Below are 24960 nucleotides of genomic sequence, written 5' to 3'. Positions count from 1 at the left end.
AACGTGAAGATGAGCTGACGGGCCATGGCCGTGATGGCTCTGCGTGGCGGTTCACGGCTCGGTGTTGACCTGCTGGCTCTGCGTTCCGGTGCGCCTGCGCCAGTGCGGCGGCACGCTCTGCCGCGGGTCCACTTGCCGGCACCCGCCGACCAAGCCTCAATCCTCTCGACCAGCGTTCACGCGCCAATCAGTTCATCCTGCCTCCACTCAGCACGCTGGGCAGCGCATCGGTAGAACCGCCCCTGCGGAGGAATGACGCTATTCCCTGTTCTCGTGCGAGGAAGGGAGGGACGCGAGCCAGGCGGCGGCCTGGCGGAGGTGATGCTCGTCCAGTCCGTGGTGCGGGCCCACGTGGATGATGCGAAAATGGCCCACGCTGCCGTGCCGCTCAAGGAAGGTCGTGTCAGCCGGGTCGAGGTCGTCGTCAAACCACACGAACGGCCGACCGGCCACGTACTCGGCGACCGGTGGTGTCTTCGGGTGGATGCCAGCTGCGCCCGTATGGGCGTTGACCTCGATCACCGGCAGTTCCGGCAGACCGATCCTCGGTGCGATCTCATGGTTGGCGTAATGCTCCCAACTCGTGGCCCAGACCAGATCAGCACCGGCTCTGTCGGCGAACTCCAGCAACAGCCGTCCGTGGCCGGGGTTGAGGATGACGTCGAAGGTGCCGATCGGCGACTGCGCTCGATGCGGCTGCCAGCCAGGGCCGGGTCGTACCTCCGGGTTGAGCACGCCGTCCACGTCGAGCAGCACCAGCGGGCGAACAGGGGACGCGTGCGGCCGGTTGGTCATCATGGCTTTCATCAAACCGGTTCTCCAGGAAGCGAGTGGACATATGGAAAAGATTGCGCCTGCCGAAAACTCCATCCATGCAGTTCAAGCGGCATGCGAGTACTCGTGGAGGACTCCACCGAGCCGGTCTCGACGGCGTATGTTCAAGTTGGCGATATCCTCTGGATCAGTGATCGGATCCGGGACGGCGCGCAGTGGGGCCGCCTGGGCCAGGGTTTGATGGGCGCGGTGCCGGTTGTAGAACCGTTCGTACTCGCGCAGGGCGTGCCGCAGGTGGCGTTCGTTCCACAATAGGCAGCGGTCGAGGAGCTCACGGCGGCACGATTGCACCCACCGCTCCATGACCGTGTTCATCCGCGGCATCCGGATACCGGTGAGCACGGTCTGGATGCCGGCCCCGGCGAGGATCTCCTCCATGCGAGCGGGGAACTTCCCATCCCGGTCGCGAATCAGATAGCGCGCCCGGCAACCCGCGTCGTCCAGATCCATCATGAGATTCTTCATCGCCTGGAGCACCCAGCTCGCGGTCGGGTGAGCGTGTGGGTGCCAAGAACTCGGCCACCCTATGCGACCTGCGCGTATTCGTGGATCAGCCCGCCGAGGCGGTCAAGTCGGATGACCTTGATATCGTCCTCGACCGGGTCGGGAAGGACCCGCAGCGGAGCGTGTACCGCTTCAAAACTCGTACACGTGGTTTGAGCTGGTGTTTCGTCGGGTCTGTTATGCGGCCCGGTGGTACTCGTTGATGGCTCCGCTGAGCACCTTTCGGCGCTGAATCCGGCCTTCCAGCGGCACCACGACGTCCTCGTCTTGATCGGGTGGGCGTTGTTGGCGGGACTGGTGCGGGCGGTGCGCGTTGTAGTGCACGGCGTACTCGTTCAGGGCCGATCGAAGGTGTCGTTCGTCGTAGATCAGCATCTGGTCGGTGCATTCGGCTCGGACGGTGCGGATCCAGCGTTCGGCGTAGCAGTTGGCTCGGGGCGTCTGCGGCGGAGTCTTCATCGCCGTGACACCAGCCCCGGCAAAGATCTCATCGAAGACGGCAGTGAACTTGGTATCCCGGTCACGGATGAGGAACCGGAACGAGGTGGCCCTGTGCCCGAGGTCCATGAGCAGGTTGCGGGCCTGTTGGGCCATCCAGGCGCCGGTGGGATGGGCGGTAACGCCCAGGATGTGAACGCGTCGTGTTTCTACCTCCATGACGAAATACATACAGGCGTTTCAAGAAGATCGTGTCGATGTGGAAGAAGTCGCAGGCGAGCAGCCCTTTCGCTTGCAGCCGTAGAAACGTCCGCCAAGAGCTGTCGGGGCTTCGTGGCGCTGGCCCGGTGTCGGCGTGAACGCAGGATCCGTCGCACGATCGCTTCGCTAACCTGCACGCCGAGGTGAACCAGTTCGCCGTGTACTCGCCGATACCCCCACGTGGGGTTCTCGCGGGCCAGACGGAGGACCAGATCCTGGATCTCCTTGCTTGTTCCAGGACGGTCAGCACGGTGGGGGTAGGTCCATGCGCGTTTGATCAAACGCCGATGCCAGGCCAATAGGGTGCTTGGGGTGACCAGCCGGTGAGCTCGCAGCGCTGTCGGCAGGAAACGGGCCAAAGCCGCCAGGACCGCTCGATCGGCCCAGTCCGGCTTCGGCCGGACGATCTGCCGTTTCAACACGGCAACCTCATGCCGGAGCACCATGATCTCGGCATCTGTGGACGCCTGACCACGCCCCAGCAACACCAGCCAGCCGAACACTCGAATCGAGGTCAGATACAGCAGACGAACCGACACAGATCGCGATCTTGCCCGCGAGGGCCTCTGAAGGCCAAAGCCACAGATCAGGCACCAGCCCATGAGTTATGAAGCGGTACAAGCCGAGCACTTTATGGCGAACTGGCTCGACACCATCAAGAGCGTCGCCCATGGCGACAGCTGATCCCGCAACGGCCAAAACGCTCAGGCCAGGATCGGTGGAACCGTCAATAGCGATAGAGAACGTTCCGTCCCGCTCCGTCCCACGCCGACTCTTCCTACATGTCACACGGGTGGCGAGGGCCTGCCGCCGGGCAGATACCGGCTGGCCTCGCCGTATGACCTGGATACCCGTTGGGCGGCCAAAGGCAGCGAGCTGCTGCGGAACGGCTACAAGGTGCACATCACCGAAACCTGCCACCGCAGCGCCGATGCCCACGATGGAGCCGATGGCACCGGCACCACCGGCCCCGACACCGGCCTCGGCACCAACCTCGGCACAAGACCGCCGAATCTGATCACGAACGTGGCCACCACCGACGCCACCGTGCCCGACACGGCGATGACCGAGACCATCCACCAGCACCTGGCCCGGCGCGGCCTGCTGCCCGCCGAGCATTACCTGGACGCCGGGTACTCCTCTGCCGAACTCGTTGTCGCCGCCCGTGAGCAACACCAGATGACGGTGGTCACGCCCTTGCGGCCCGACAACTCCCTCCAGGCTCGCACCGAAACGGCTACGACCGCACCGCCTTCACCATCGACTGGGAACGTCGGCAGGTCACCTGCCCGCAAGGACAGACCAGCACCTCCTGGACACCCTGCCGACAAAAAGACCGCCCGATGATCGTGGCCGCCTTCCCCCTCAACACCTGCTGCCCCTGCCCGGTGCGGACCTCATGCACCAGCGCCCAGCACAGCGGCCGCCACCTCACCCTGCACCCACGAGCGATCCAGGAAACCCTCGACGCCGCCCGCACCGAACAAACCACGCCCGCCTGGCACGACCGATACGCCCTCCGGTGCGACATCGAAGCCACCATCCACCAAACCGTCACCGTCACCGGCCTGCGCCGCGCCCGCTACCGCGGCATCAAGAAAGTCCACCCCGAACACATCGTCTCCGCGATCGCGGTCAACCTGATCCGCCTGGACGCCTGGCGGAACGGCCGCCCTCTGCAGCGCAAACGCACCAGTCACCTGGCCCGACTCGAACCGCCCTGACCGCCTGAAATGAGTTAACCAGCAAGGTCCTTCACCCCGAATTGCCGCTGTTGCGCGAGAGCAACCGCTCCGACCTGGCCACCCGCCCCCGCAGCGCGGCGTTCTCGGCCCGAACTTCGGCCACCTCCGCCCGAAGCGGCATTCTCGGCCACGAGGGCACGCGTCAGAGCAATCAGCTCCTCGCGAGACATCTCCTCCAGGCCGGAACCCGAAGATCGAATTACCCTCGGGGGGATTGATCAAACTCACGGACGGTCACACCAGCGGTTCCGTCGTCACCCAATGCGCACGAGGTGAATGCTTACACGACAGCATCATGGGAGCGAAAGTTTAATTTTATTGCTGACGATATTGATTGCTTCAACCCGAACGGGGATTTCGTCGCCAGGCGACGGCAATACTTCTATGCCCTTTCGCTCGAATTCGGCCACGGGGATCAAGCCCTCTATACCGTCCTCCGGACGCACGAATACCCCGAATGGTACAACTTTACTAACTTTAGCCCGAAGAGTCTTTCCAAGGCAATCGCGCGCAAATTTCAACAGCGGCCTCGGCTGCAACTCTTTAAGGGATAGCGATATCTGCATTCGTTGCAGATCGACCGCCAGAACAACGACTGCCACACTTTGTCCGACAGAGACAACTTCAGACGGGTGATTGAAGTTACCCCAGGATAGGTTGATGCTAGTTATCACGCCCTCCATATCGCCGAGATCAACAAAAACGCCGAAGTCCCTGATATGCGTAATTACCCCATTGCAAACCTGGCCAATCTCTAGGGCGGCCAATACGCTTCGATATGCCTCGCCTTCTCCGGCGCGGCCCATGACAGCATTCCTTTCATCGTATATTGATATTACAGAGCTTGGCGGGATGTCAATTTTGATAGTTCCCCATATTCCTCCTGACCCCTCTGCAGGAGTTTTTGGTGTGCGTAACGGGCGTGGAGGCCACTGTGCCGTATGCCAGCCCGGAATGGACAGCATCCAGGCTGGCATACGAGGAGGTTCTACTTATCTCAGAGTACCGGCACAAAGTTGATGTGTCGGCCCCTTGGTACTGCTACCACGTATATCCGTTCCCCAGGTCATCCTGGTAGTAGTTGATCCATCGCATGCCTGCGATATAGGAGTTAAATCGAGCGATCTCACCGCGCGGAATAAGCCACTGATGCTGACCTGGCTTGTTGTCGTGCGTAGTCATATATTTGCTAGGAGGAAACGCCTTGAGGAATCCCGGTCGCATTGTGTACTCATAATATCCGTCCTCGTGCGTCCCCCGTGCTGCATACTGCCGAGCCACCTCTTCGGTGTCGCCGAGATAGGCCGCGGGCGTGATGGCGGTGTCATCGCTGAGGTCAAGTCTGATGACGGAAGTGTCGGTGCCAGGTGCTTGAGTGTGGGCATGCGTTACGGCATCGACGTCGCGATCCTCGGTGAGCTCGCGGAGCCAGCGCGCCTGGTCACTCTCGCCCGGGAGGCCGAGGCGGCCGGATGGGACGCCGTGCTGGTGTGGGACCATGTGGCCTTCGCCTGGGGCACACCGTCGGCGGACCCGTGGGTGGCGCTGGCCGCTGCGGCCCAGGCGACCTCGCGTATCAGGCTGGGCACGGCGGTGACGGCCGTGGCCCGGCATCGCCCGGAGATCCTGGCCCAGACCGTGGCGACGCTCGACAGGCTGAGCGGGGGCCGCGTGATCTTGGGAGCCGGGCTGGGCGGCGTGAGGGAGGAGTTCACCGCCTTCGGCTCAGCGCGTCCGGGCGGGGCGGTGCTTGATGAGGCACTCGACGTAATGACCTCGCTCTGGTCCGGTGACGAGGTCCATCACCGGGGCGCTCATTACACCGTGGACGGGGTGCGGCTCGCGCCGTTGCCGTTCCAGCGCCCTCGGGTCCCGGTGTGGGTCGGCGGCACGGCCGCAGGCGCCCTTCGGCGGGCCGCCCGCTGGGATGGCTGGATCGTCGCCGGCGACGACCAGGAGGGCCGCATGACGCTCTCGCCCGACTCCCTGGCCGCTCAGGTCAGCGAGCTGCGCCGGCACCGGGCCACCGCAGGCGATCTCGACGTGGCGGTCATCGGAGTGAGCGGGCCGGGCTCGCCGGTGCGGGCCTACGCCGAGGCGGGCGCCACGTGGTGGCTGGAGCACCTCCACGGCTACCGGGGGTCGGTGGAACGGCTGGTGCAGCGCGTGAAGGCGGGCCCACCCGCGTGAAGCACCTGCGGTGCGGGGGCGGCACCTTGGCGTCTGCGGGGGCATTCAGCAGCGCAGGCGGGCGATGTAGCCGGGGCCTGCCGGGTCGCGTTCCAGATCCTCCAGGGTCCACGCCGACTCGGCGACGGCGGCCGCGAGTTCGTCCGGCGTCGCGAGCCAGTACTCGAACCACGGCGTCGTCGTCGCGCCGTCTCATACCCAAGATACGCAACTGCCCGCGAGCCCGCCCGCGGCGAAGGTTCCAGATGTGGTAGTCGGCCTGATCTGCGCCGCCGTCGCTGGGGTCCATGCCCGAGCCGATCAGCTGTGGCCCGGGCGGGCCACTGCAGCACGGCGCCGCCAGGACCTCGGGCGCCTGCGCCGGGCCTCCCAGCAGGCCAAAGTAGCCATGTAAGGCATGTTGGCTGGCCTTTCAGGCATGTGCTCCGGAGGCGACACCACGCCGACGATAACGATGGACCACGGGTGGCACCCGATCCCTGCCGAGAGGGGCAACTCGTTGGATGGGTGGCCGAGAAGGCGATGGATGCACCTCTCACGGCGCACCCACACCGTGCCCATTGTGGTCAGGACCTTGTCGGCGACGCCCCATACGGGGTCCGCCTGGGGCGGCGGGCGATGGGACCACCTTCTCCGAGGCCGTTCTGGACGACGATGATCCAATGTGCGAACATATGTTCGACAATTGCCCTTTAGAATGGAGTGCATGTGCGCCTCTCAAGCTCTGGCCGTGCTCCTCTTTCCCGCCGATTAGTCGCCCTGGCTGGGTCCCTGTTCCTGGCAGCGTTCCTGCTGGTCGCTCAGGCACCCGCCGCCTCGGCCGCCGACACCGTCATCGACCTCGGCGTCGCCGCCGACAGGGGCGGCGACGTGGTGGGACAGAGCGGCAAAATCTTCGTCGCCGCCGACGATCGGATCGTGGTCACCAAGAGCGACGGCGCGCTCATCGACACGATCAGCGGCCTGTCCGGTGCCGTGGCTCTGTCCGTGGCGGACAACGGCAGGAAGGTGTACGCGGCGCTGCGCGATTCGCATGAAGTGATCGAGATCGACATCGCAACGCTCGCCATCACCAAGCGGATCGACCTCACCGCCTACCCGTGCCCGTCCACGCTGGCCCAGTCGTACGAGCGGCTGTGGGTCGGATACGGGTGCGGCCAAGCGGGGGAAGGAGGCGTCGTCGCCCTCGAGCTGTGGAGGCCGACACCCACCCTCGTCCCGGTCTGGCCAGGCACGACGCAGCCTCCGCTGGTCGCTGTCGCCGGGAGCACACTGGTGGCGGGAGAGCCGGGAGCCGACCCCGCCTCGATCAGGGTGTACGACGTCAGCACCACCCCGGCCACTTCGCGCGGTGAGATCCGCGCTGACACGTCCCTGCGGGACCTCGCTCTCGCCGACTACGGGTCAGCGGCGCTGTCGGCGCTGGCCGACACCCACCGGTTCGACGCCTGGGACACGATGACCAACGCCAAGACACGCGCCTACGACAGCGGCGAGCTGAGCGAGCACGGCCTCCCCACCGCCGTCGCGGCCAGCCCGAACGGCGCCTACGTCGTGGGCGGCTGGAACTCCTCCGCGGGCGACGCGGCGGAGATCGTGGTGTACGACCCGGCCACGGCGGAGGTGATCTACTCGGCCGACCACCAGGGCAAGGCGCTGGTGGCGGGCAGCATCGCCTTCTACGGCGTACTCACCTATGCGGTGCTGAAGGAGCCTGACACCGGGCGGATGCACCTCTGGCGGCTGCCGCATTCGCCTTACCACGCCTCCACCCTGACCATGACGGCTCCCTCCGAGGCGACCGCGCTCAAGCAGCTGACCTTCAGTGGGCGGCTCACGCTGAGCACCGGCGCGCCGCCCGGCGTGCAGACGCTCGAGCTGTACCGCTGGCTCCCCGACGGCACCTCCCGGCCCTTCCAGGAAGTCACCACGGAGGCGGACGGCACGTACCAGTTCACCGATACCGCACCGAAATGGGGGTCGTACGAATATCGGTTGTACTGGCCGGGCAACTCATGGTTCAGGGGCAGCGGCGCCTCGGCCATCGTCGAGGTGGGCCTGTACCAGCCGGTGCTCACGGTGACCGGCCCGACCACCGGCGTCGTCGGCGAGCGACTCGAATTCGACGGAACGTTCGCCGCCGACGGCATCACCTTCCCGCTCACCATTGTCACCGTCGTACGTAACGTCTCCAACCCCGATGGCACTACCTCGAAAGCCCTGGCCAAGATGACTGCCGCTGCCGACGGGTCGTTCAGCTTCGCTGACACGCCGACGACGGCCGGAAAGCACACGTACGTCATCCAGCTGGTGGGGAACTCGACAATCGAGCCGGCGAAGACCACCCACGTGGTCGTCGTCTCCCAGCCCCCCGCGTAACGTCCCGACGGGGTGACGGCGATCCGAATCGCCGTCACCCCGTCGTTGGGCACGCCGAACCACGGAACTCAGCCCGCTTGGGTCTTCCCGCCACGACGTGCACTTCGTAGTAGTCGCCGGGCGCGCGCGCTCCGGTCGGATGGTCAGTTCCCGGGGCTCGTTGGGGACGGCCCAGCAGTCGGACACCGTGACGCCAGCCCGTTCGAGGGCGTCGGCCCTGGACGCCTTCTCAGAGCGCGGCGGCGCGGGCCAGGGTGCCGGCGACCGATGCGGACAGCATGTCCTGCAAGGTTGAAGCGAGGTTCATGCGCGTCATGAAGGGGCCAGCGCGACCGTCCGCCACCGCAGCCCGCCGTGCCGTCAGCGCTGGCCATCATGCCTTACGCGCCTGGGCAAGATCATCTCGCGACGCGGTCCCGCAGGACGCCCCATCATCGCGCTGGATCATCGGGTTCGGCGGATGAGGTAGCGGACGTGGGGCGTTTCCAGCCACTCCTCGTCGAGTTCCCTGCCGGTGAGCCGGCCGATGGCCGTGAGGGCCGTCGTGATCATCTCCTCGGTGGGCGATCCCACGTCCACGGGAACGTCCCAATCGGTGGGCATCCGCAGACCCTCGGCGTACTCGTGCAGCGGGTCCAGGATCTCCTCCAACGGCGCGGAAAAGGTGAGCCGGCCATCGATCGCGTACTCCACGCGGTGCGCGCCATCACCGTGCCAGCCGATCGCGATGGCCCTGCCGCCGTCGCGTGAGAGTTCCGACAACCGAGGTTCTTCTGTGACGTCCATCCACTGGACCTGCACCGCCAGGGTCCAGGCGTCACAGGGGCCGACGAGGATGATCCCATCCTCGTCACCGGGCATCTCATCACCCTCGAAGCCAAGTCCGATGTCCTCCAGCGTGAGCTCCGTCGCGCCGGCTGGGTCGGCGCCGAGCCGCCGGGCGGTCTCCTCCACCGTCAGTCCTTCGGCCCAGACAGCGGCGAAGCCGTCCGCGATGTTCTCCCAGCGGGACTCGAGCAGGTCGTACAGGTGGGTGGGGTTCGGCATGTCCATCCGATCGAATCTGGTGTGCCGCTCCCCGGTCGCGGGGAGCGGCACACCAGACGGGCTATCTCAGATCACGCTCACCCAGAAGGCGTCCTTGTGGAAGACGCGGTTCTGGACTTCGAAGAGCTGTTTATGGTTTCCGGCGTTCTTGTTGTGCTCGATCAGCACGGGCCTGATGGAGAAGTTCCAGCTCTGCGAGTGGGGATCGTGGTCGTCCGCACGATATCCCGGCCCCTCCTTGGTGTTGTTGAACGGATACTCGTCACATTCCTTGCCCGCCCTTTCGGCGGCGGTGTAGTCGAGGTTGCAGATTTTGGTCTTCATGGTCTTGTTGCGGCCCCTCACGTACACGCCGTCGGCCGTCTTGGCTTTCTTGTCCACATTGTGCAGGGCCGTGCCAGGCCAGTGCCCAGGGAACTTCTTGCCGGTGATCGGCTTGCGTGGGGAGTCCGTCGTGGTCTCGTCCGGGACGGTCTGGTCGGGCAGTTCGCGCGTGTGCCAGAGGTGCTCGGCCACGAGCGAGACGGCTTTCGCGCCCGGCGGATCCACCCGGGACATCCGGTAGATCCTGCTGACCTTGTTGAAGATGCAGCCTCCGTAGTAGGCCGTGTAGTTGTCGGACAGGTCGCAGCGGAGGGTGGGAGCGTTGTCCGTCGCCTCCGTGGCGTCCCTGGGCCTGTCCCACATCGGGACCGTCGGGGCGTGCAGACCGATCCAGGAGTAGACCGTGTTCCTGATGTCGGGAAGCCAGCCCTTGTCCTCGATGCTGATGTATGGCCGGATGGTGCAGTAGGAGATGCCGTGATATGCCTCCTTCTCCACATCCGACTTGTCCTTGGTGGCCGTGCTGCGGAAGGTGAACCAGTATTCGTCCTTCCCCGTGACCTGAGAGTCTGCCTTCCAGTCCTCGGCGTCCTTGGTGATCGTACTGACGGGCCGGCCAGCCCCGTCCTTAACCTTGCTGTTCGTCAGGTTGCAGGTGGCGCCGTTCGGGGTGCTCGACTTCGCCTTGATTTCGAGCGTGACGTCATGGTCGTCCGTCTCCATGATGGGCGCCATGAACTTCGACTCGGTGTAGACGACGTCGTCGATCCTGACCCAGACGTCGATGTCCCTCGGATGGTGGGCGGTGCCGGGGTTGCTCGCGTCTTCCCGCGCATGTTCCCCGTTGGTCTTCCAGCCGCCGACGTAGGCCTTCATCACCGCAGTCGCGGAGATGATGACGGCGCCGACCTTCGTTTTCTTGCTGTCGGAGTAGATCTGCCAATGGTGGTGACGGCTGGTGCAGTAGGTGTGCACCCGCCAGTACTCCATCACGTGGCTCTTCGTGCCCTGTGGCTGGTTGGGGAACTTCGTTTCCCAGAGGTTCTGGCACTGCCGGGTGGACACCCGGTTGTACGGAAAGGACTCTCCCGCGGCGACCGTGGAGCCGGCCGTCGTCCGCGGTTCCGGCGTGGTCTCCTTCTCCTCCTTGCCGTCCTTGCCCTCTTCGGTCTCCTCGGTCGTGCCGGTCTGCTCGCGGGCCGGCGCGACCGCAGAGGTGGTGGCGCCGGCCGACGCGTGCAGCCCTGCGACGTCCTGCGCGCTCAACGGCCGCTGGTAGACGCGCGTCTCGTCGAGGTCGCCCAGCATGCTGGTGCCCAGCGTCATCGACGTTTCCGCGTTCCACGGGGTCACGTTCACGGGAGCGGACTTCACGGGACTGCCGTTGAGGTAGACGGTCGCGACCTTCCCCGTGGCGTCGTAGACACCGGCGAGGTGGAACCACTCGTTCACCGGCGGCTCGACCCCGGTCAGCACGCCCTCGAACGTCGCGTCAGTGGTGTCACCATCGGTGAAGGTGAGCACCAGACCGTGGTCGGCGGTATTGCCGAGGCGGAACGGCGCCTGATGGGCACCCTTCTGCTCGACGACGGTGTAGTCGCCGTCCTTGTCGCTCCACCGCAGCCAGGCGGCGACGCTGAAGCTCTGGTCGGTGCGGATCACCGGCCCGCTCGTCGCCGCCAGCGGCTCCTCGCCTGGGTGGATGACGTCGACGGTGACCTGCTGCCAGTCCGACCAGGCAGAGGAGGCGTCGCCGGCGACCGCGCGCAGTCGCCAGCGGACCTTCCACCCGTCAGTGAGCGTGTCCGCCGGGACAGTGATGCCGGCCTGGGTGCCGGAGGCGACGTCGTCCACGGCGCCGGACCAGATCTGGCCGGTGCCCTGGCCTTCGGGTGCGGCCGGGTCGTGCTCGATCTCGGCCTCTGCCCGCAGCGGCTTACCGGCGGGGTCGACCACCTGGGCGAGCAGCGACGGGGTGCGCGTAGGTGTGACAGTGGTGCCGTTCACCTGCTCGGACGGGGTGACCTGCAGCGCGCCGACGGCCGGGTCGGAGACTGCCAGTCCGACCACGGCGAGCCGACCGTGGTGGCGGCATTCACCGCACGGACGCGCCAGCGCACCTTCCATCCGTCGGTCAGCTTCCCGTCGGGGATGGTGGCCGACGCCTAGGTGCCGGAGGCGACGTTGTCGAGAGCGGCGGTCCAGATCTGTCCGGTGCCCTGACCGGTCGCGGGCGGGTCGTGCTCGACCTCGAACTCGGCCCGCAGCGGCTGGGCGGCCGGGTCGGTGACCGTGGCGCGCAGGGCCGGGGTCAGGCTGGTGGCCACGGTGCCACCGTCCACCATCTGGGAGGGGGTGACCTGGAAAGCACCGACCGTGGGGTTCGGCACGTCCACGGTGGCCGTCTGCCAGTCCGACCAGGCCGACGTGGTGGAGGCGGCGGCGTTGGCCGCGCGGGCCCGCCAGCGGATCTTCCAGCCGTCGGCCAGCTTCCCTGCGGGGACGCCGACGGTGGCCTGGCCGCCGGAGGTGACCGCGTGCGAGGCGCCGGTCCAGATCTGGCCGCTGCCCTGCCCGGCCGCGGCCGGGTCGTGCTCGACCTCGAACTCGCCCGTGAGGCTGCCGCCGGCGGTGTCGGCGACGATCGCCGCGAGTTGCGGGGTGAGCGAGGTCGTCACCGTCGCGCCGTTCACGGTCTGCGCCGGGCTGATCGCCGGGGCGGAAACGGTCGGCACGGACGCCGGCCCGCTGGTGATGAGGGTCAGCTTCGGCGGGCTGCCGAACTCGTCGGTGTTCTCCGCCGAGGTGAAGACGCGGTAGTTGTTGACGTTGGCCTCGCCGGGGGACTTGAGCACCAGGCCGTGGTCGGCGGCACCGGCGGCCCAGTCCTGGGCGATGCCGGTGACGTTCCACTCCATGCTGTCCGGCCAGGTGGCGCAGTCCATGCTGACGCCCTTGAAGTTGGTCGAGGCGTCCTCGGTGGTGAAGGCGGGCTTGTTGGCCCAGTACACGTTGCCGGGGTCCCAGGCGCCGGTGAGGCGGGCGACCTGGATGCCGTTGGCGAGCGCGGCGCCGCAGCTCTGGGCGTCGATGGTGTTCATCGACAGCTTGGCGTCGGTGACGGTGGAGCCGGTCAGGTTCGGGGTGTCGAACTTCAGATGCACCCGGTGCTTGAACCCGCCGGTCCTGGTGCCGGCCATCATGTACGCCGCCGTCGGGTCACCCGGGAAGTCGGCGTCGTTGTCGGAGGTCACCTCCACATCGGCGTTCACCGGCAGCGTGACCGCCGCCGCCACCCGTACCGGATAGGTGGTGCCGGCCACCCTTGGTCGAACCGTAAGGCCAGACCCGCACGACCTCCAAGAGAAGTGCTGGATGGAAGCGTTGGCGGGCGGGACACGCCCGACTTGATCGGGGTCCCGGTAGCAATCGCGGAAAAAACAACGAACCCGTCTCTGACCTGCGTCGCAGCCAAGCAGTTGTGGGGGGTGGTCGGTCCAGCTACGGTCGCGTCGTCGGCATCGTCGGCCTGTCGCACACCGGCCGGCGGGTGGCACACCTGCTGCGGTCCTTCGACCTCACCGTGCTCGCGAGCGACCCCTACGCCACCGAGGCGGACGCCCAGGCCCTCGGCACGGCCCTCGTTCCGCTGCCCGACCTGCTGCGCCGCAGCGACATCGTGACCCTGCACGCGCCGTCGCTGCCCGAGACCCGGAACCTGCTGAACGCCGACCGCCTCGCGCTGCTTCCCGACCACGCCACGGTCATCAACACCGCCCGAGGCAGCCTGATCGACACCGGCGCGCTCACCGCCGAATGCGTGAGCGGGCGGCTCAGCGCGATCCTCGACGTCACCGACCCCGAACCGCTGCCGGTCGACTCACCGCTGTTCGGGCTGCCCAACGTGCAGCTCACGCCGCACATCGCCGGCGCCATGGGCACGGAGGTCCATCGCCTCGCCGAGACCGCCCTCGACGAACTCGAGCGGTACGCCAAGGGGCTGCCTCCGGCGTACCCGATCCACATGCGCGGCCTTGCCCGCATCGCATAACGCGCCCCGCAGCCGGGCGAAGATCTCCGTGGCAGAATCTCCAGGATGACAATCCCCGACAACGTCGGTCATATATGGCGCACCAGTGTCCTGTTGCAGAGCGCCCGGTGGACGGGACGGCACCTGGCCCGCCTGGCGGGGCCCGCCCTCATCGCGTCGTTACCGGCGGCCATCGTGGTGTACCTGGCGGCCATGCCGCTGGTCGGGGATGCGGGCGGCCTGGTCAACGGGCAGTTCGCACTGCTGTCCGCGCTCCCTGGACCGTTGGTGGGCTGGACGGTCGCGATGGGGGTCGTCTCGATGCTCGCGCACGCCGTGGTGCTGCCCGCGACTGTGCTGATGGCGGCGGGGCTGATGCTCGACCGCTCCGTGTCGCCGTCCGCCGCGCTGCGGACCGCGCTGCGGCGCGCGCCCGCCATGCTCGCGGCCGGTGCGATCATGCTGCTCGGATGGGCGGCGATCGTGGCCGCCGGGCTCGGCGTGGCGTGGGCGACCGCTCAGTCCTGGCTGTCGATCTTCGTCATGGTGGGGCTCGCGGTGCTCGCGGCGCCGTTCCTGCTGGCCGTGCCGGCCGTGATCCTGGAAGGGCGTTCGGGATGGCGGGCGCTCGGCCGCGGCTACCGCCTGGCCGGCGATCGGCTGGCGCACGCCGGGGTCGCGCTACTCGTGGGCGTGCTGGGGGTGCCCGCGCTGGCCTGGCAGGGGCTGGTCCGGCTCATGCCGCTGTTGCCCGACTCGATCGCGGCGGCCGTCACAGGTGTGGGGTACGGCCTGGTGGGCGTGCTGGCCACTGCCTTCCAGGGGGTCGTGCTGGCCAGGATGTTCTTGTTCCTGCCGTACGAGAGCGGGGAGAAGAGGGTGTCCGAGGAGGTCCTGCGCCTGCTCCCCGACGGACCGCCCGTTTCCGCCAGGCCCGTCCGGGTGGTCGCGGCGCTGGCGCTGCCGGGTCTGCTGTACGGCGGCGTCGCCCTGACCAACCCGCTCGGCTGGGTGGAGGTCTCCGAGACGAACGTGACCGAGGGATGGACACTCAGGTCAAGGGGCTCGGGCGGCACCGGCGGTCCCTCGCTGTCCGCCGTCGACCTGCGTGCCGTGTACCCCGGCACGGACCTGCCGCTGACCATGGTCATGGACAGCGTGTACAGCTCGACCAGGCTGCTCACCTGCGTGGACGCCGCCTGCCGGGACACCTCGTTCGCGTGGGCCAGGCAGGAGCGCACCAAGACGGGACCCGTCGGTGCCAGCGCCCGGCTGGCCGACGGCCGCCTGGTCCTGACCGCCTGGAACGCGGACCCCCAGGTTCGGGGCCGCCTGGGGAACGCCGTCCGGCTCGGCCTGCTGATCTGCGACGGCAAAGGGTGCGTGCCCCCGGCGGGCGGCAAGCCGCTGTCCGAGCCCACCTTTTACCCGGAAGGCAGCTCCGTGGCCCTCGCCGTACGCCCGGACGGCGGCCTGGTCGTCGTGGAGACACGCCGGAACGAGAGGCCGGCGGGCCGGCCTCCGTCCGAGCCCGGGTCGGAGACGGTCCTGTTCACGTTCTGCGACGATCCGGCCTGTTCCCGGCCCGAGCGGAAGATGGCCGCCGAACTGGAGTCGCGCTTCGATGACAGCGGTTATCGCAGCCTGGCGGTGGCGGTCGGCGCGGACGACCGTCCCGTGGCCGCGCGGCTCAACTCCAGGAACGGCGCCCTGTCCGTGATCACCTGCGCCGACGCGGACTGCACGACGCCGCGCGTGACGACGGCCCGGGACGGCCGGGACACGGAACCTTCGTACGAGAGCCGCGTGCGCGGGGGTGTGTCCATGGCCATGCGTGCCGACGGTCGCCCGGTCATCGTCCACCGCGACATGCGGGACGGCTCGGTCAGCCTGCTCGACTGCCGTGACCGTGGCTGCGCCCGGATCGACCCGGTCGCGCTGGCGGGCCCGTCCCACAGCACGCTTCCCGCAGTGGTTACAGACGCGGCCGGGCGGACGCTGGTGGCCTACCAGGACCTCGCCGCCCACCGGATCATGCTGGCCGCCTGCTCGGACGGCCGGTGCGAGAGCGCCGCCGTGGGCAGGATCCGGTACGGCCCCGGCGCCGGCCTGGCCATGACCCTGGACGGCCAGGGCCGGCCGGTGATCGCCTGGACGGACGACAACGGGCTGCGCTACGGCAGCGAATGGGCCCTCAAGGTCACCACGGTGCTCAACGCGAGGATCCTCACCGGGCCCCGGCCGGAGCCCCCGGCACGCTGATCACACCAGTCCGCAGGACCGCCAGGCGATCGGCACGCGCGGCGACCACTGCCCGCCGTCGCCGCGCACCACCACGTACGCGGTGAGCGGCGCCGCGAACGAGCTGCCACCGCACAGGACCCGCCCCGTGTCGACCGAGTAGCTGCCCGCCGGTCCGTTACCGCCCGACTGCGCCGTGGCCCGGCCCTGCCACAGCACCCGGTCATCCGAGGCGCGCCTGACCTGGACGGCGACCTGGGTGCCCGGCGTCAGGTAATAGCCGCGGACGCCCACGGTCTGGTACGGCCCCTCGTTGGTGGTGGAGCAGGTTTCACCGTCGCACGAGGGCCCGTTACCGGCGTGGTTGCGCTTCATCATGACGACCCAGGCGAGCCTGCGGGCCGCGCTGCCGTTGTCCTGCCGCGCCTGGGAGCGGGAGCTGGGGACCACGCACCGGTAGTCACCGGTGTACGCCTCCCGCCAGACGAACCCGGTCGTGCACGCGTGCCAGACCCCGGAGGCGTTCTCCGACCGCGTCCGGTCGCGTACGGCCGGGTCCACGCAGACGTGGTCGCTGGACCGCGCGCCGCGCCAGACGTACCCGCTGGCGCAGGTGTCAGGGGCGAACGCGGTCTCGGCGCCGGCCCCCGTAACCCCGAGCACCGACATCGCCAGGCATCCCGACGCGGTCATCGCCGCGAGCCTGCCGGAACGTGTGAGCATGTTCTTCCCCCGGGAGAGATCAAGGAACGGATCGCGGGCGGGCACTCCCAGCCCCGTGATCGCATCCTGTCCCGCGGCCCACCGCCGGACATGAGTAGCCCCTACTCATATCCGGCTCTCCGGAGTGGGCCCTTGCTCAGGCCGCCACGACCGGCGCGACCCCCGCCGGGAGCACGGCCCCGTACTACCCGTGGTTCGTGGACGGCGAGTAGAGCATCGACACCGGGCGGGTGGCGGCGTCGAACGACGCCGCTGCCCCGGTCGCACCCATCCCGCTGACCCCCCACGGCTCGTGGACCATGTTGACGCCACCGTGTTGCCACTCGTTGATCCACACGAGAGCGGCGTTGATCTCCCTGCAGCGCCGCAGGTTCTCGGGGGTCGAGGAATAGACCGTCGCCGCGAGTCCGAAGCTTGTGGTGTTGGCCAGGTCGATGGCTTCGGCGAAGGAGTCGACCACGGTGACGGGGGCGACCGGCCCGAAGGTCTCCTCTTTCATGATGCGCATGTCCGAGGTGACCTCGGTCAGCACCGTCGCGGGGTAGAAGTATCCGGGCCGGTCTGGTCGCCCGCCACCGCAGAGCAGCGTCGCCCCGCGGTCGACGGCTTCGTGGACGTGGTCGTGCACGATCCTCCTCTGGGTGTCGTCGACCAGTGGTCCCAGGCCCGGGGAGTAGGGGTCGTCGCTCATCGTCCAGCCTTCGGCTTCGGCCACGAGGGCGGCGATGAACTCGTCCGCGACCGCGCGGTGCACGTAGATCCGCTCCGACGACGTGCAGATCTGTCCGCTGTTGAGGAACGTCGACGTCGCGACCGCCTTGGCGGTGGCGGCCACGTCGACGTCGGCGTCGACGAGGACGGGGTCGTTCCCTCCCAGTTCCAGGATCGTTCGCTGAAGGCGCTTGGCCGCGGCGACGGCGACGCTGCGGCCCGCCTCGACAGACCCGGTGAAGTGCACCAGCTTGACCGCCTCGTGCTCGGCCAAGGGCTTGCCGGCGCGCGCGTCGCCCAGGAGAAGGTTCACCACGCCTGCCGGAAGGTCGCACAGCTCGACGAGCCGGGCCGCGGACAGCGGCGCCTTCTCCGAGGGCTTGATCACCACTGTGTTGCCGGCGGCGAGCAGGGGGCCGAGGGCTCCCAGGATCGAGGTCACCGTGAAGTTCCAGGGCACGATGAGTGCCAGCACGCCCAGCGGCTCACGGATGACCACTGTCCGTCCGGACTCGCCCGGAGCTGTGACGTCGGCGACGAACGGATAGGACCGCGCCCGCTCGATGCCGAGCCGGAACGAGGCGATTCCGCCCGCGATGAACTGCTCGGCGAGCGGGACAGGCTTGCCCATCTCCCGGTTCTCGAGTTCCGCCAGCTCGCGCACATGCCGTTCGAGGAGGTCGGCGGTGCGGCTCAGCCGGCCGAGGCGGTCCTCGAGGTCGAGCCTCGCCCAGCCCGCGTGCGCGGCCTGCGCCGACTCCACCGCCGCCGCGGCGTCGGCGGCCGATCCGGCCGGAATCAGTGCGACGACCTGTTCGGTGGCCGGGTTGACGACGCTGCGGAGTTCCGGGTCCGCGGCTTCGACCGGGGTGCCGTCGATGATGTTGCTCAGGCGCTTCATCTGCTCGTTCTTTCTGGATCGAAGCCGGCTTCAGTGGAGCCTGCGGGCCATGTGCTCGCCGAACATCACGCAGGTGAGATGGGTGTTGGCGCGTGGGACGAAGGGGAAGACGGAGGCATCGACGACTCGGAGACCCTCGAAACCGAGGACCTCGCACCGGGGGTCGACGACCGTCTCCGGCGCGTTCGGATCTCCCATCCGGCACGTGCTCGTCGCGTGCTGCGTGTCGACCACGCTGGCGCGCAGGTAGTCGCGCAGTCGCCCTGGTGTGTCCAGGGCATCGCGCAGCGACGAATTGACCCGCCAGAGATCGCCGTCGGCGATCTCCGCGAAGCTGGAGTGGGCCACCAGGTCGCCGAGGAGCCTGATGCCCGCTTCCAGGCGGTCGATGTCGCGCTCGTCCGACAACATGTTCAGCGCCACCCGGGGCTGCGTGCTCGGGTCGGCGCTTCGAAGCTTCAGCGTTCCGCGCGAGTAGGTCCGGTTGACGAACACCCCGACGGCGCCGGCGCCGGCGCGCACTTCGGCCGCCGCCATGGCCAGCGCGTTCTGGTTGAGGGCGGCCAGCATCATGTCGTTCCCGCCGGGCACGGTGCCGCTGCTGTAGCGCACGCAGCAGTTCGTGTGCCGGTCGGCGGGCCCGGCCGAGGCCGCTTCGGTGAGCGGGATGCCGATCAGGGCCATCGGATGGTCCTGGAGCCCACGGCCCACCGGCAGATCGGCACGGACCTCGATGCCCAGCCGTCGGAGGTCATCGGCGGGGCCGATGCCCGAGCGCATGAGGATCGAGGGCGAGGCCGTGGCGCCCGCGCTGAGCACGACCTGGTTCGCGTGGAAGGCCGATCCGTTGGCCAGCCGGACGCCGACTGCCCGAGCACGTTCGAAGAGAACCACGTCGACCAGGCTGTCGCCGCGGATGGTGAGGCCCGGGTTGTCGCGACGTGGCTCCAGGTAGGCGTCGTGGCACGAGACCCGTCGACGGTCGATCGAGTTGATGGGGTAGGGAGAGACGCCGGTCGCGCCGGGCGCGTTGACGTCCGGGGCCCACCCGAAACCCGAGGCGAGCGCTGCCGCGCGGAGCGCCTGGTCGACCGATCCCCACGTGTCGACCGGGGCCCGGTAGACGGGGATCGGGCCGGCGGTGCCGTGGTAGTCCTCGTCGCCGAAGCCGGCGTCGGACTCCAGGGCGACGAAGTCCGCCATGACCTCCGCGGACGACCATCCGGTGCAACCGGAGGCCGCCCACTCGTCGAAGTCCTCGATGGGCGGCCGGATCGCGATCTGCCCGTTCACCGTCGAGCTTCCGCCGAGGCCCTTGCCTCGCCAGTACAGGTAGGGCTCCTGGGCTTCGGTCCTGGTGGCCAGATGCCCGTCCCACAAGAACGCGTTGTAGTCGGAGTTCAGGATCGCGTTCAACGGATTCGGCGACCTCCATGCCTCCGGAAGCTGCGAGGCCGCGTAGTCCCGGCCGGCCTCGAGCAGCAGCACCCGCTGTCCCGCGTCGGTGAGCCGTGCCGCGAGTGCCGAGCCGGACGAGCCCGCTCCGACGACGATGGTGTCGTAGCTGCCTGCTGATCCCATCTGGCCTGATCCTTGGTCTCGTCGCTAGGCGGTGAGGTCGAGCGTGTGAACGGTCATCTCGCCGAGTGCCGCGGGAAGGGGCTCGACGCCGAACCCGGGTCCGCCGGGGATCGACACCGCGCCGTCCTTCATGACGATCGGCTCGGTGATGTCCTGGGCGTAGAACCGATCCGAGCCCGAGATGTCGCCGGGCAGCGTGAAGCCCGGGAGCCCGGCCAGCGCCGCGTTGGCGGCTCGGCCGATGCCGGTTTCGAGCATGCCGCCGCACCAGACCGCGACGCCGTGCGCCAGCGCGAGGTCGTGGATGCGTGCCGCCTCGAGGTATCCCCCCACTCTTCCTGGCTTGATGTTGATGACACTCGCCGCCCCCAGCGCGATCGCGTCGGCGGCCGACCGCGCGTCGACGATCGACTCGTCCAGGCAGATCGGCGTGGTGAGCAGGCCCGCGAGCAGAGCGTGTTGCCGCAGGTCCTCCTCGCCCAGCGGCTGTTCGATCAGCAGCAGATCGAAGGGGTCGAGTCCGCGCAGCCGCTGGGCGTCGGAGAGCCGGTAGGCGGTGTTCGCGTCAACCTGCAGCGCGATGTCGCCGAACCGCTCGCGCACCGCCTTGACCGGCTCGAGGTCCCACCCGGGCTGGATCTTGAGTTTGATGCGCGCGTAGCCCTGGTCGACGAAGTCGCCCACCCGGCCGAGCAGGTCGGGAATCGACTTCTCGATGCCGACGCTGACCCCCGACGGCACCGAGACGCGGGTCACACCGAGCTGCGCTGCGAACGACATGTTCCGAAGCCGCAGCTGGGCATCCAGGATCGCCATCTCCAGAGCGCCCTTGGCCATGCGGTGGCCGACCACGTGCTCAAGTGCCGCGCCGACCGTCGACGCCGACACGGCGTGACCCGCGGCCTGCCACTCGAACAGCGCGGGCACGAGGAATCGCCGCAGGACCTCTCGTGCTCCCTCAAGGTATTCCGGCGAGTAGAACGGCTCGGCGAGGGCGACGCACTCACCCCACCCTGTCACGGTGCCGCCGTGGTCTGAGGCCGTGACCCGGATCAGGAGCGGAAGGCGCTCCGTCTGGGTGGAGAACGAGGTGGTGAACGGGTGGATCAGCGGCATCCGGACCGTGATGAGCTCGACACGCTCGATGTGCATTCTCAGGTGCTCCTCGTGAGGCAGTAGTGACCCCGGCGGTCGAAATCGACGACGACCCAGCCTTCTTCCAGCAGCCCACCCAGCGCCCGTCGTAGCGCGAGCCGCCATGAGATCGCGAGCTCGGGTTCGTGGCGCCGTAGAGCCTCGATGTCCGAGGGGATCTCCACGACGCATCGGGTCAGAGACTCCGCCCTGCCGAGGTCGAGCTGGGGTCGCCGGTCCACGGACCTCAGCACGGCGGGGCCGTGCTTCTTCTCGGCTCGTGAGGGCGCCGTGGCCTGCCCGATGTGCCAGGCCACCATGATCCGGTCGCTGTGCTGGCCCTGGTTGAGCCCGTCACCCATCGGTCCGTAGAAGTCGGGCAGGTAGACCTCGACCTCACAGCCGAGCTTGTGGAGGTTGAAGTACGCGTTCCGGGCCACCAGGGGGTCATAGGTCCACGTCACGCGAGTGACACCGCGGGCCAGGCACCAGTCGCGCTGGTGGTGCTTGAGGGCTCTGCCCCATCCTGTGCCCGCCGCGTCTGGTCGCACGCCGGCGATGTGGGAGTGCAGGGCATTCTCCCGGGGCGGGTAGAAGAACCCGACGCAGACCGCCATGAGCTCATGGCCGCGGAAACCACCGGCGACGTAGTTGCCCGCGTGCGCGAACGCCGTGAGGAGCTCCGGGCTGACATGCGACTGGGTGTTCTGGACCTTCCAGATCTGCGCCACGAGCTCGGAGGCGGCAGACATCTCCTCCGGGCGGTGAAGCAGCCGCAACTCCATGGAGGTCGAGCTCGGCGCCTGGGTCGTCATGAGCACTCCTGCCGCAGGAAGCGGCTTCCGTTGTAGACGCCGCCGGCGACGGGCCGGAACTGCTTCTCCCCCGCGAGCTCAGCGGGGGTGTAGGCGTAGACGCCCGGGATGTTCGAGGCATGCAGCGCGACGGACTCCGGCTCTGCTGCCGTGCCGTCGCGCAGGTGCCCCTTCCGCTCCCACAGTGTCAGTGTGAGACCGTCCGCGTCGGGGGCCACCTCCGCGCGATAGCCCGCGCACTCCCAGGCGCCCTCCAGCGGTTCGGGCGGACGTGTCATGTCGGCCCGGACCCGGACCGGGGGCAGACTGCCGTCGATCGACGACGTGACGTCCGCGAACAGCTCGTAGAAGAGACCATCCGGTTGACCACCGCTGGTCAGCAACGCCACCGCGTAGTTCGTACCGGGGATCAAGCGCAGGTATGAACGTTGGCCGATCGTGCCGCCGTCATGGCCGTATACGAAGGTTCCCCGCCAGTCCTCGAGAAACCAGCCCAGTCCCCAGCCTTGGACGGTGGCGACGCTCTGTCTCAGATCGACATGCTCGATGGTCATCAGGCGAGCGCTGCCGGCTGACAGCAGACGAACGCCTTCCCGGGTCACCCCTCCGCGCAGTGACATCTCCGCGAACGTCAGCAGGTCGCCGACGCTCGCCACGATCAGGCCCGCGGGTCCCATGGATCGGGTGATCGACCACTGGGGCACCGGGGCCGACTCGTCACCGAAGCCGACGTGGCCGGTCGCCGTGGCGAACCTGGGTGCGTCCTCGCTCAGGGTGATGGTGTGCCGCAGGCCCATCGGCTTGATCAAATAGTGGAGCAGCGCCTCGTCCCACGTCATGTCGCGGAGCACCTCGACGATGCGGCCCGCGACGACGAAGCCGGCATTGCAGTAGGAGAACCTCTCTCCGAGCGGGTGGATGTGGGAGACGGCGGCGAGGTGCTCCACGTACCGCGCGACGCAGTCGTCTCCCCTCCCGGTGTCGGTGAAGACGTCCCCGTCGATGCCGCTGGTGTGGTTGAGCAACGCCCGTACCGTCACCGAGGGCGACTCGTCATCGGCCAGCCTGAAGTCCGGCAGGATTTCGCGCACGGGAGCGTCGAGATCGAGCAGCCCCTCGTCGACGAGCTGCATGACGAGCATCGTCGTCCAGACCTTCGTGATCGACCCGATCTGAAAGACGGCGTCGTCGATGACGGGTTCCCGGGTCGAGACGTTCAGGACCCCGGAGCTGACCGTGATGCGGTCGAAGACAGTTCCGCTCCGATCGAGCTGCACGATGCCGAGTTGCGCCCCGACGACTCCGTGCCGTTCTCGGAGGAGGTCCAGACGGCGGCGCCAGTAGTGCTCCCCACGTGGGGCCGGCGACAGCGCGGCCGGCCGTGCGGCGGCGCGGGTGTGCAGCTCGACCCATTCCACGACCCGGGCGTGGTAGTCGACGCGGTGATCGACCTCGCCGTCGGCGATGAAGAGGTGGCTGCCTCCTGGATAGACCACCAGGCGAGTCGGCACACCCTGGATCCGCAGTGCCGAGAACCACTGCTGCGCCTGTCCGATCGGGCAGGTGTTGTCGTTCTCGCCGTGCAGCACGAGCGTGGGTGTCTTCACCTGCTCGACGCGTGCGATCGGAGAGCTCTCGATGAGCCGGACCACGTCTGTCGGCGCGGCACCTGCGGTCGCCGAGGCGAAGAAGCCTTCCGGCAGCAGTCGCTGACCGGCGATGGAGGCGAAGTCGCAGATCAGGCCGCCGGCCACCGCGGCCGCGAACCGGTCGGTGTGGGCGGTGAGGGCACAGGTCGCGACGCCGCCGTAGCTGTAGCCGGCGACAGCGAGTCGCTCGGGGTCGGCGATCCCCTCGGCGATCAACTGGTCGATCGGCTCGATGAAGTCCGCCAGATCAGCTCGTCCCCAGCCGCCGTCGACGGCTCGGTAGAACTCCTCGCCGTACCCGTCGGATCCACGGGGGTTGAGCGTGAGGACACGCCACCCGCGTGCGGCGAGGAGCTGTTGGTACAGATGGATCTCGTCGGCCACACCGGCCCAGGCGTTGTGCGGCCCACCGTGGATGTCGAGCAGGAGCGGAGCGGTTCCGGTCGTGTCCGGTGCCGCCATCAGCCACCCGTGGACGACGACGCCATCGCTGATCGTGAACTCTCGTGGCTCCGGTCGACAGAGCTGGACCCCGGGGAGGCTCTCTTCCATCAGCGAGGTGAGGACCTCGGCTTCGCCGGTGGCGAGGTCGACGATCGCGACCTCGGCGAACGACTCAGGAGTGGTCAGGACGATCGCGGCACGGGGTGCCTCGGCGGCCACCGAGAGCGCGGAGACGACCTGATGCGGCTCCGCGACGATCGGCCTGCCCTCTCCGCCATCCGGACCGACCCCGTACAGATGGGTCCAGCCACGGTCACGCAGGCAGAAGACGATCTCGCTGCCGTCGTGGCTTTGCGCCGGGTGGCCACCTGGGTAGCCCGTCGCGCCCGGCAGCACATTGCGATCCAGCCCAGCCGTGATGTCGGTGTCGGGCCTGCCGTCGCCGTACAGCCGGAGAAGCCGGGCATGACCTGCCACCATCGCGGGTGATCCCACGGCGAGCAGCGACGCGCCGTCGCGAGCCCACATGACCGGACCGGTCACTCCGGTGGCCTGTCCGAGCACCTGCACCGGAGCGAGCGGGTCGTCGACCTCGACCGCGTAGGCGCGGCGTTCGAGCTCGACGTCCGCGCGGTGGGCCATGGAGGCCGTGAATGCGAGGCGGTCGCCGTCGGGCGACCATGCCGGGCCGTCCGCGTCGTAGTCGCCGTCGGTGACCTGTCTGATCTGCCTGGATCCCAGGTCCATCACGAAGATGTGGCGGCGGACACTGCCGATCCAGCCGATCCCGTCCGCCTTCTGGTCGAGCGTGTCGATGACGATGGGCGCAGCGGCGTCGCCGGGCGCGCGGTTCACGGGTGCGGAGAACGCGACCCGGCGACCGTCCCGGCTGACGGCCGCGGCCCCGGCCCCCAGCGGCAGCTCGGTCAACCGCGTCGGCTCACCCATGTGCGGCAGGAGATGCAACTGCGGGAATCCGTCGACATCGCGCAGGAACATGATCCCCGTT

The 24960-nt window shown here is 68.2% G+C and carries 20 protein-coding genes; 6 read left to right on the top strand and 14 right to left on the bottom strand.

The annotated features are described in order from the left end of the window. Positions 1-258: 258 nt before the first annotated feature. From H4W80_RS52425 to H4W80_RS62070, 4 genes are all read right to left on the bottom strand, one after another. A complete protein-coding gene (locus H4W80_RS52425) occupies positions 259-798 on the bottom strand; it encodes an HAD domain-containing protein (protein WP_192791899.1) in 540 nt (179 codons plus the stop codon). A gap of 81 nt (positions 799-879) precedes the next feature. Further along, complete coding sequence (locus tag H4W80_RS52420) at positions 880-1299, bottom strand: integrase core domain-containing protein (RefSeq protein ID WP_225964159.1); 420 nt, start codon at positions 1297-1299, stop codon at positions 880-882. A gap of 216 nt (positions 1300-1515) precedes the next feature. Then, positions 1516-2007, bottom strand: a complete 492-nt coding sequence (locus H4W80_RS62075) for a transposase (RefSeq protein ID WP_225964158.1) — start codon at positions 2005-2007, stop codon at positions 1516-1518. Beyond that, a complete protein-coding gene (locus H4W80_RS62070; RefSeq protein WP_225964157.1) occupies positions 1986-2576 on the bottom strand; it encodes a hypothetical protein in 591 nt (196 codons plus the stop codon). The genes H4W80_RS62075 and H4W80_RS62070 overlap by 22 nt, the downstream gene beginning before the upstream one ends. 358 nt (positions 2577-2934) lie before the next feature. Between H4W80_RS62070 and H4W80_RS52410 the strand changes: the two genes are divergently transcribed. Beyond that, positions 2935-3384: a hypothetical protein gene (locus H4W80_RS52410; protein ID WP_192791898.1), complete on the top strand. Its 450-nt coding sequence runs from the start codon at positions 2935-2937 to the stop codon at positions 3382-3384. After that, a complete protein-coding gene (locus H4W80_RS52405; protein WP_225964156.1) occupies positions 3381-3761 on the top strand; it encodes a transposase in 381 nt (126 codons plus the stop codon). Before H4W80_RS52410 ends, H4W80_RS52405 begins: the two co-directional genes overlap by 4 nt. A 314-nt stretch (positions 3762-4075) precedes the next feature. Here H4W80_RS52405 and H4W80_RS52400 read toward each other — a convergent pair whose 3' ends face one another. Beyond that, entirely contained in the window at positions 4076-4588 is a 513-nt protein-coding gene (locus H4W80_RS52400) for a S1 RNA-binding domain-containing protein (RefSeq protein ID WP_192791897.1), read from the bottom strand. A 577-nt stretch (positions 4589-5165) separates the two neighbouring features. On the opposite strand from H4W80_RS52400, the gene H4W80_RS52395 reads away from it, so the two are divergent. Together H4W80_RS52395 and H4W80_RS52390 are read left to right on the top strand one after the other, a co-directional pair. After that, positions 5166-5972, top strand: coding sequence for a TIGR03619 family F420-dependent LLM class oxidoreductase (locus H4W80_RS52395; protein ID WP_192791896.1), 807 nt, complete (start codon positions 5166-5168; stop codon positions 5970-5972). 708 nt (positions 5973-6680) lie between these two features. Then, the gene (locus tag H4W80_RS52390) at positions 6681-8351 is read left to right on the top strand and encodes a YncE family protein (RefSeq protein WP_192791895.1); all 1671 of its coding nucleotides are present in this window, start codon (positions 6681-6683) and stop codon (positions 8349-8351) included. 444 nt (positions 8352-8795) lie between these two features. Here the strand turns inward: H4W80_RS52390 and H4W80_RS52385 are convergent, their stop codons facing one another. The 3 genes from H4W80_RS52385 to H4W80_RS52375 form a co-directional block, all read right to left on the bottom strand. Beyond that, positions 8796-9404: a hypothetical protein gene (locus tag H4W80_RS52385; protein WP_192791894.1), complete on the bottom strand. Its 609-nt coding sequence runs from the start codon at positions 9402-9404 to the stop codon at positions 8796-8798. A gap of 60 nt (positions 9405-9464) precedes the next feature. Next, positions 9465-11792 carry a LamG domain-containing protein gene (locus tag H4W80_RS52380; RefSeq protein ID WP_192791893.1) on the bottom strand — a complete coding sequence of 776 codons (2328 nt, stop codon included), beginning with the start codon at positions 11790-11792 and terminating at the stop codon, positions 9465-9467. A gap of 95 nt (positions 11793-11887) precedes the next feature. Next, a complete protein-coding gene (locus H4W80_RS52375; RefSeq protein WP_192791892.1) occupies positions 11888-13045 on the bottom strand; it encodes a DNRLRE domain-containing protein in 1158 nt (385 codons plus the stop codon). Positions 13046-13203: 158 nt separating this feature from the next. On the opposite strand from H4W80_RS52375, the gene H4W80_RS52370 reads away from it, so the two are divergent. Together H4W80_RS52370 and H4W80_RS52365 are read left to right on the top strand one after the other, a co-directional pair. Continuing rightward, positions 13204-13773, top strand: a complete 570-nt coding sequence (locus H4W80_RS52370; RefSeq protein ID WP_318787480.1) for an NAD(P)-dependent oxidoreductase — start codon at positions 13204-13206, stop codon at positions 13771-13773. Positions 13774-13818: 45 nt separating this feature from the next. After that, positions 13819-16014 carry a hypothetical protein gene (locus tag H4W80_RS52365; RefSeq protein ID WP_192791891.1) on the top strand — a complete coding sequence of 732 codons (2196 nt, stop codon included), beginning with the start codon at positions 13819-13821 and terminating at the stop codon, positions 16012-16014. Here H4W80_RS52365 and H4W80_RS52360 read toward each other — a convergent pair whose 3' ends face one another. From H4W80_RS52360 to H4W80_RS52335, 6 genes are all read right to left on the bottom strand, one after another. Then, the gene (locus H4W80_RS52360; protein ID WP_192791890.1) at positions 16015-16716 is read right to left on the bottom strand and encodes a hypothetical protein; all 702 of its coding nucleotides are present in this window, start codon (positions 16714-16716) and stop codon (positions 16015-16017) included. A gap of 184 nt (positions 16717-16900) precedes the next feature. Beyond that, a complete protein-coding gene (locus tag H4W80_RS52355; RefSeq protein WP_192791889.1) occupies positions 16901-18328 on the bottom strand; it encodes an aldehyde dehydrogenase family protein in 1428 nt (475 codons plus the stop codon). 30 nt (positions 18329-18358) lie between these two features. Further along, positions 18359-19909, bottom strand: coding sequence for a GMC family oxidoreductase (locus H4W80_RS52350; protein ID WP_192791888.1), 1551 nt, complete (start codon positions 19907-19909; stop codon positions 18359-18361). 24 nt (positions 19910-19933) lie between these two features. Further along, positions 19934-21061 carry an o-succinylbenzoate synthase gene (gene menC, locus H4W80_RS52345; protein WP_192791887.1) on the bottom strand — a complete coding sequence of 376 codons (1128 nt, stop codon included), beginning with the start codon at positions 21059-21061 and terminating at the stop codon, positions 19934-19936. Between the two features lie 2 nt (positions 21062-21063). Further along, positions 21064-21858 (bottom strand): GNAT family N-acetyltransferase, encoded by a 795-nt coding sequence (locus tag H4W80_RS52340; RefSeq protein WP_192791886.1) that lies wholly within the window; start codon positions 21856-21858, stop codon positions 21064-21066. After that, on the bottom strand, positions 21855-24950 hold the full coding sequence (locus H4W80_RS52335; RefSeq protein WP_192791885.1) for a serine hydrolase: 3096 nt from the start codon (positions 24948-24950) through the stop codon (positions 21855-21857). Before H4W80_RS52335 ends, H4W80_RS52340 begins: the two co-directional genes overlap by 4 nt. Positions 24951-24960: the final 10 nt, after the last annotated feature.

It is taken from the genome of Nonomuraea angiospora (genome assembly GCF_014873145.1).
Taxonomy (GTDB): Bacteria; Actinomycetota; Actinomycetes; order Streptosporangiales; family Streptosporangiaceae; genus Nonomuraea; species Nonomuraea angiospora.
The sequence above is the reverse complement of the archived record's forward strand: the minus strand, read 5'-3'. Positions and strand labels throughout refer to the sequence as shown.

What these genes read in the sequence shown, in the direction of transcription:
- H4W80_RS52395 (WP_192791896.1), top strand. Translation starts at nt 5,166, where the DNA reads ATGCGTTACGGCATCGACGTCGCGATCCTCGGTGAGCTCGCGGAGCCA.
- H4W80_RS52335 (WP_192791885.1), bottom strand. Translation starts at nt 24,950, where the DNA reads ATGTTCCTGCGCGATGTCGACGGATTCCCGCAGTTGCATCTCCTGCCG.
- H4W80_RS62075 (WP_225964158.1), bottom strand. Translation starts at nt 2,007, where the DNA reads ATGTATTTCGTCATGGAGGTAGAAACACGACGCGTTCACATCCTGGGC.
- H4W80_RS52340 (WP_192791886.1), bottom strand. Translation starts at nt 21,858, where the DNA reads ATGACGACCCAGGCGCCGAGCTCGACCTCCATGGAGTTGCGGCTGCTT.
- H4W80_RS52360 (WP_192791890.1), bottom strand. Translation starts at nt 16,716, where the DNA reads ATGCTCACACGTTCCGGCAGGCTCGCGGCGATGACCGCGTCGGGATGC.
- menC (WP_192791887.1), bottom strand. Translation starts at nt 21,061, where the DNA reads ATGCACATCGAGCGTGTCGAGCTCATCACGGTCCGGATGCCGCTGATC.
- H4W80_RS52425 (WP_192791899.1), bottom strand. Translation starts at nt 798, where the DNA reads ATGATGACCAACCGGCCGCACGCGTCCCCTGTTCGCCCGCTGGTGCTG.
- H4W80_RS52365 (WP_192791891.1), top strand. Translation starts at nt 13,819, where the DNA reads ATGACAATCCCCGACAACGTCGGTCATATATGGCGCACCAGTGTCCTG.
- H4W80_RS52405 (WP_225964156.1), top strand. Translation starts at nt 3,381, where the DNA reads ATGATCGTGGCCGCCTTCCCCCTCAACACCTGCTGCCCCTGCCCGGTG.
- H4W80_RS52420 (WP_225964159.1), bottom strand. Translation starts at nt 1,299, where the DNA reads ATGAAGAATCTCATGATGGATCTGGACGACGCGGGTTGCCGGGCGCGC.
- H4W80_RS52350 (WP_192791888.1), bottom strand. Translation starts at nt 19,909, where the DNA reads ATGGGATCAGCAGGCAGCTACGACACCATCGTCGTCGGAGCGGGCTCG.
- H4W80_RS52400 (WP_192791897.1), bottom strand. Translation starts at nt 4,588, where the DNA reads ATGGGCCGCGCCGGAGAAGGCGAGGCATATCGAAGCGTATTGGCCGCC.
- H4W80_RS52355 (WP_192791889.1), bottom strand. Translation starts at nt 18,328, where the DNA reads ATGAAGCGCCTGAGCAACATCATCGACGGCACCCCGGTCGAAGCCGCG.
- H4W80_RS52385 (WP_192791894.1), bottom strand. Translation starts at nt 9,404, where the DNA reads ATGGACATGCCGAACCCCACCCACCTGTACGACCTGCTCGAGTCCCGC.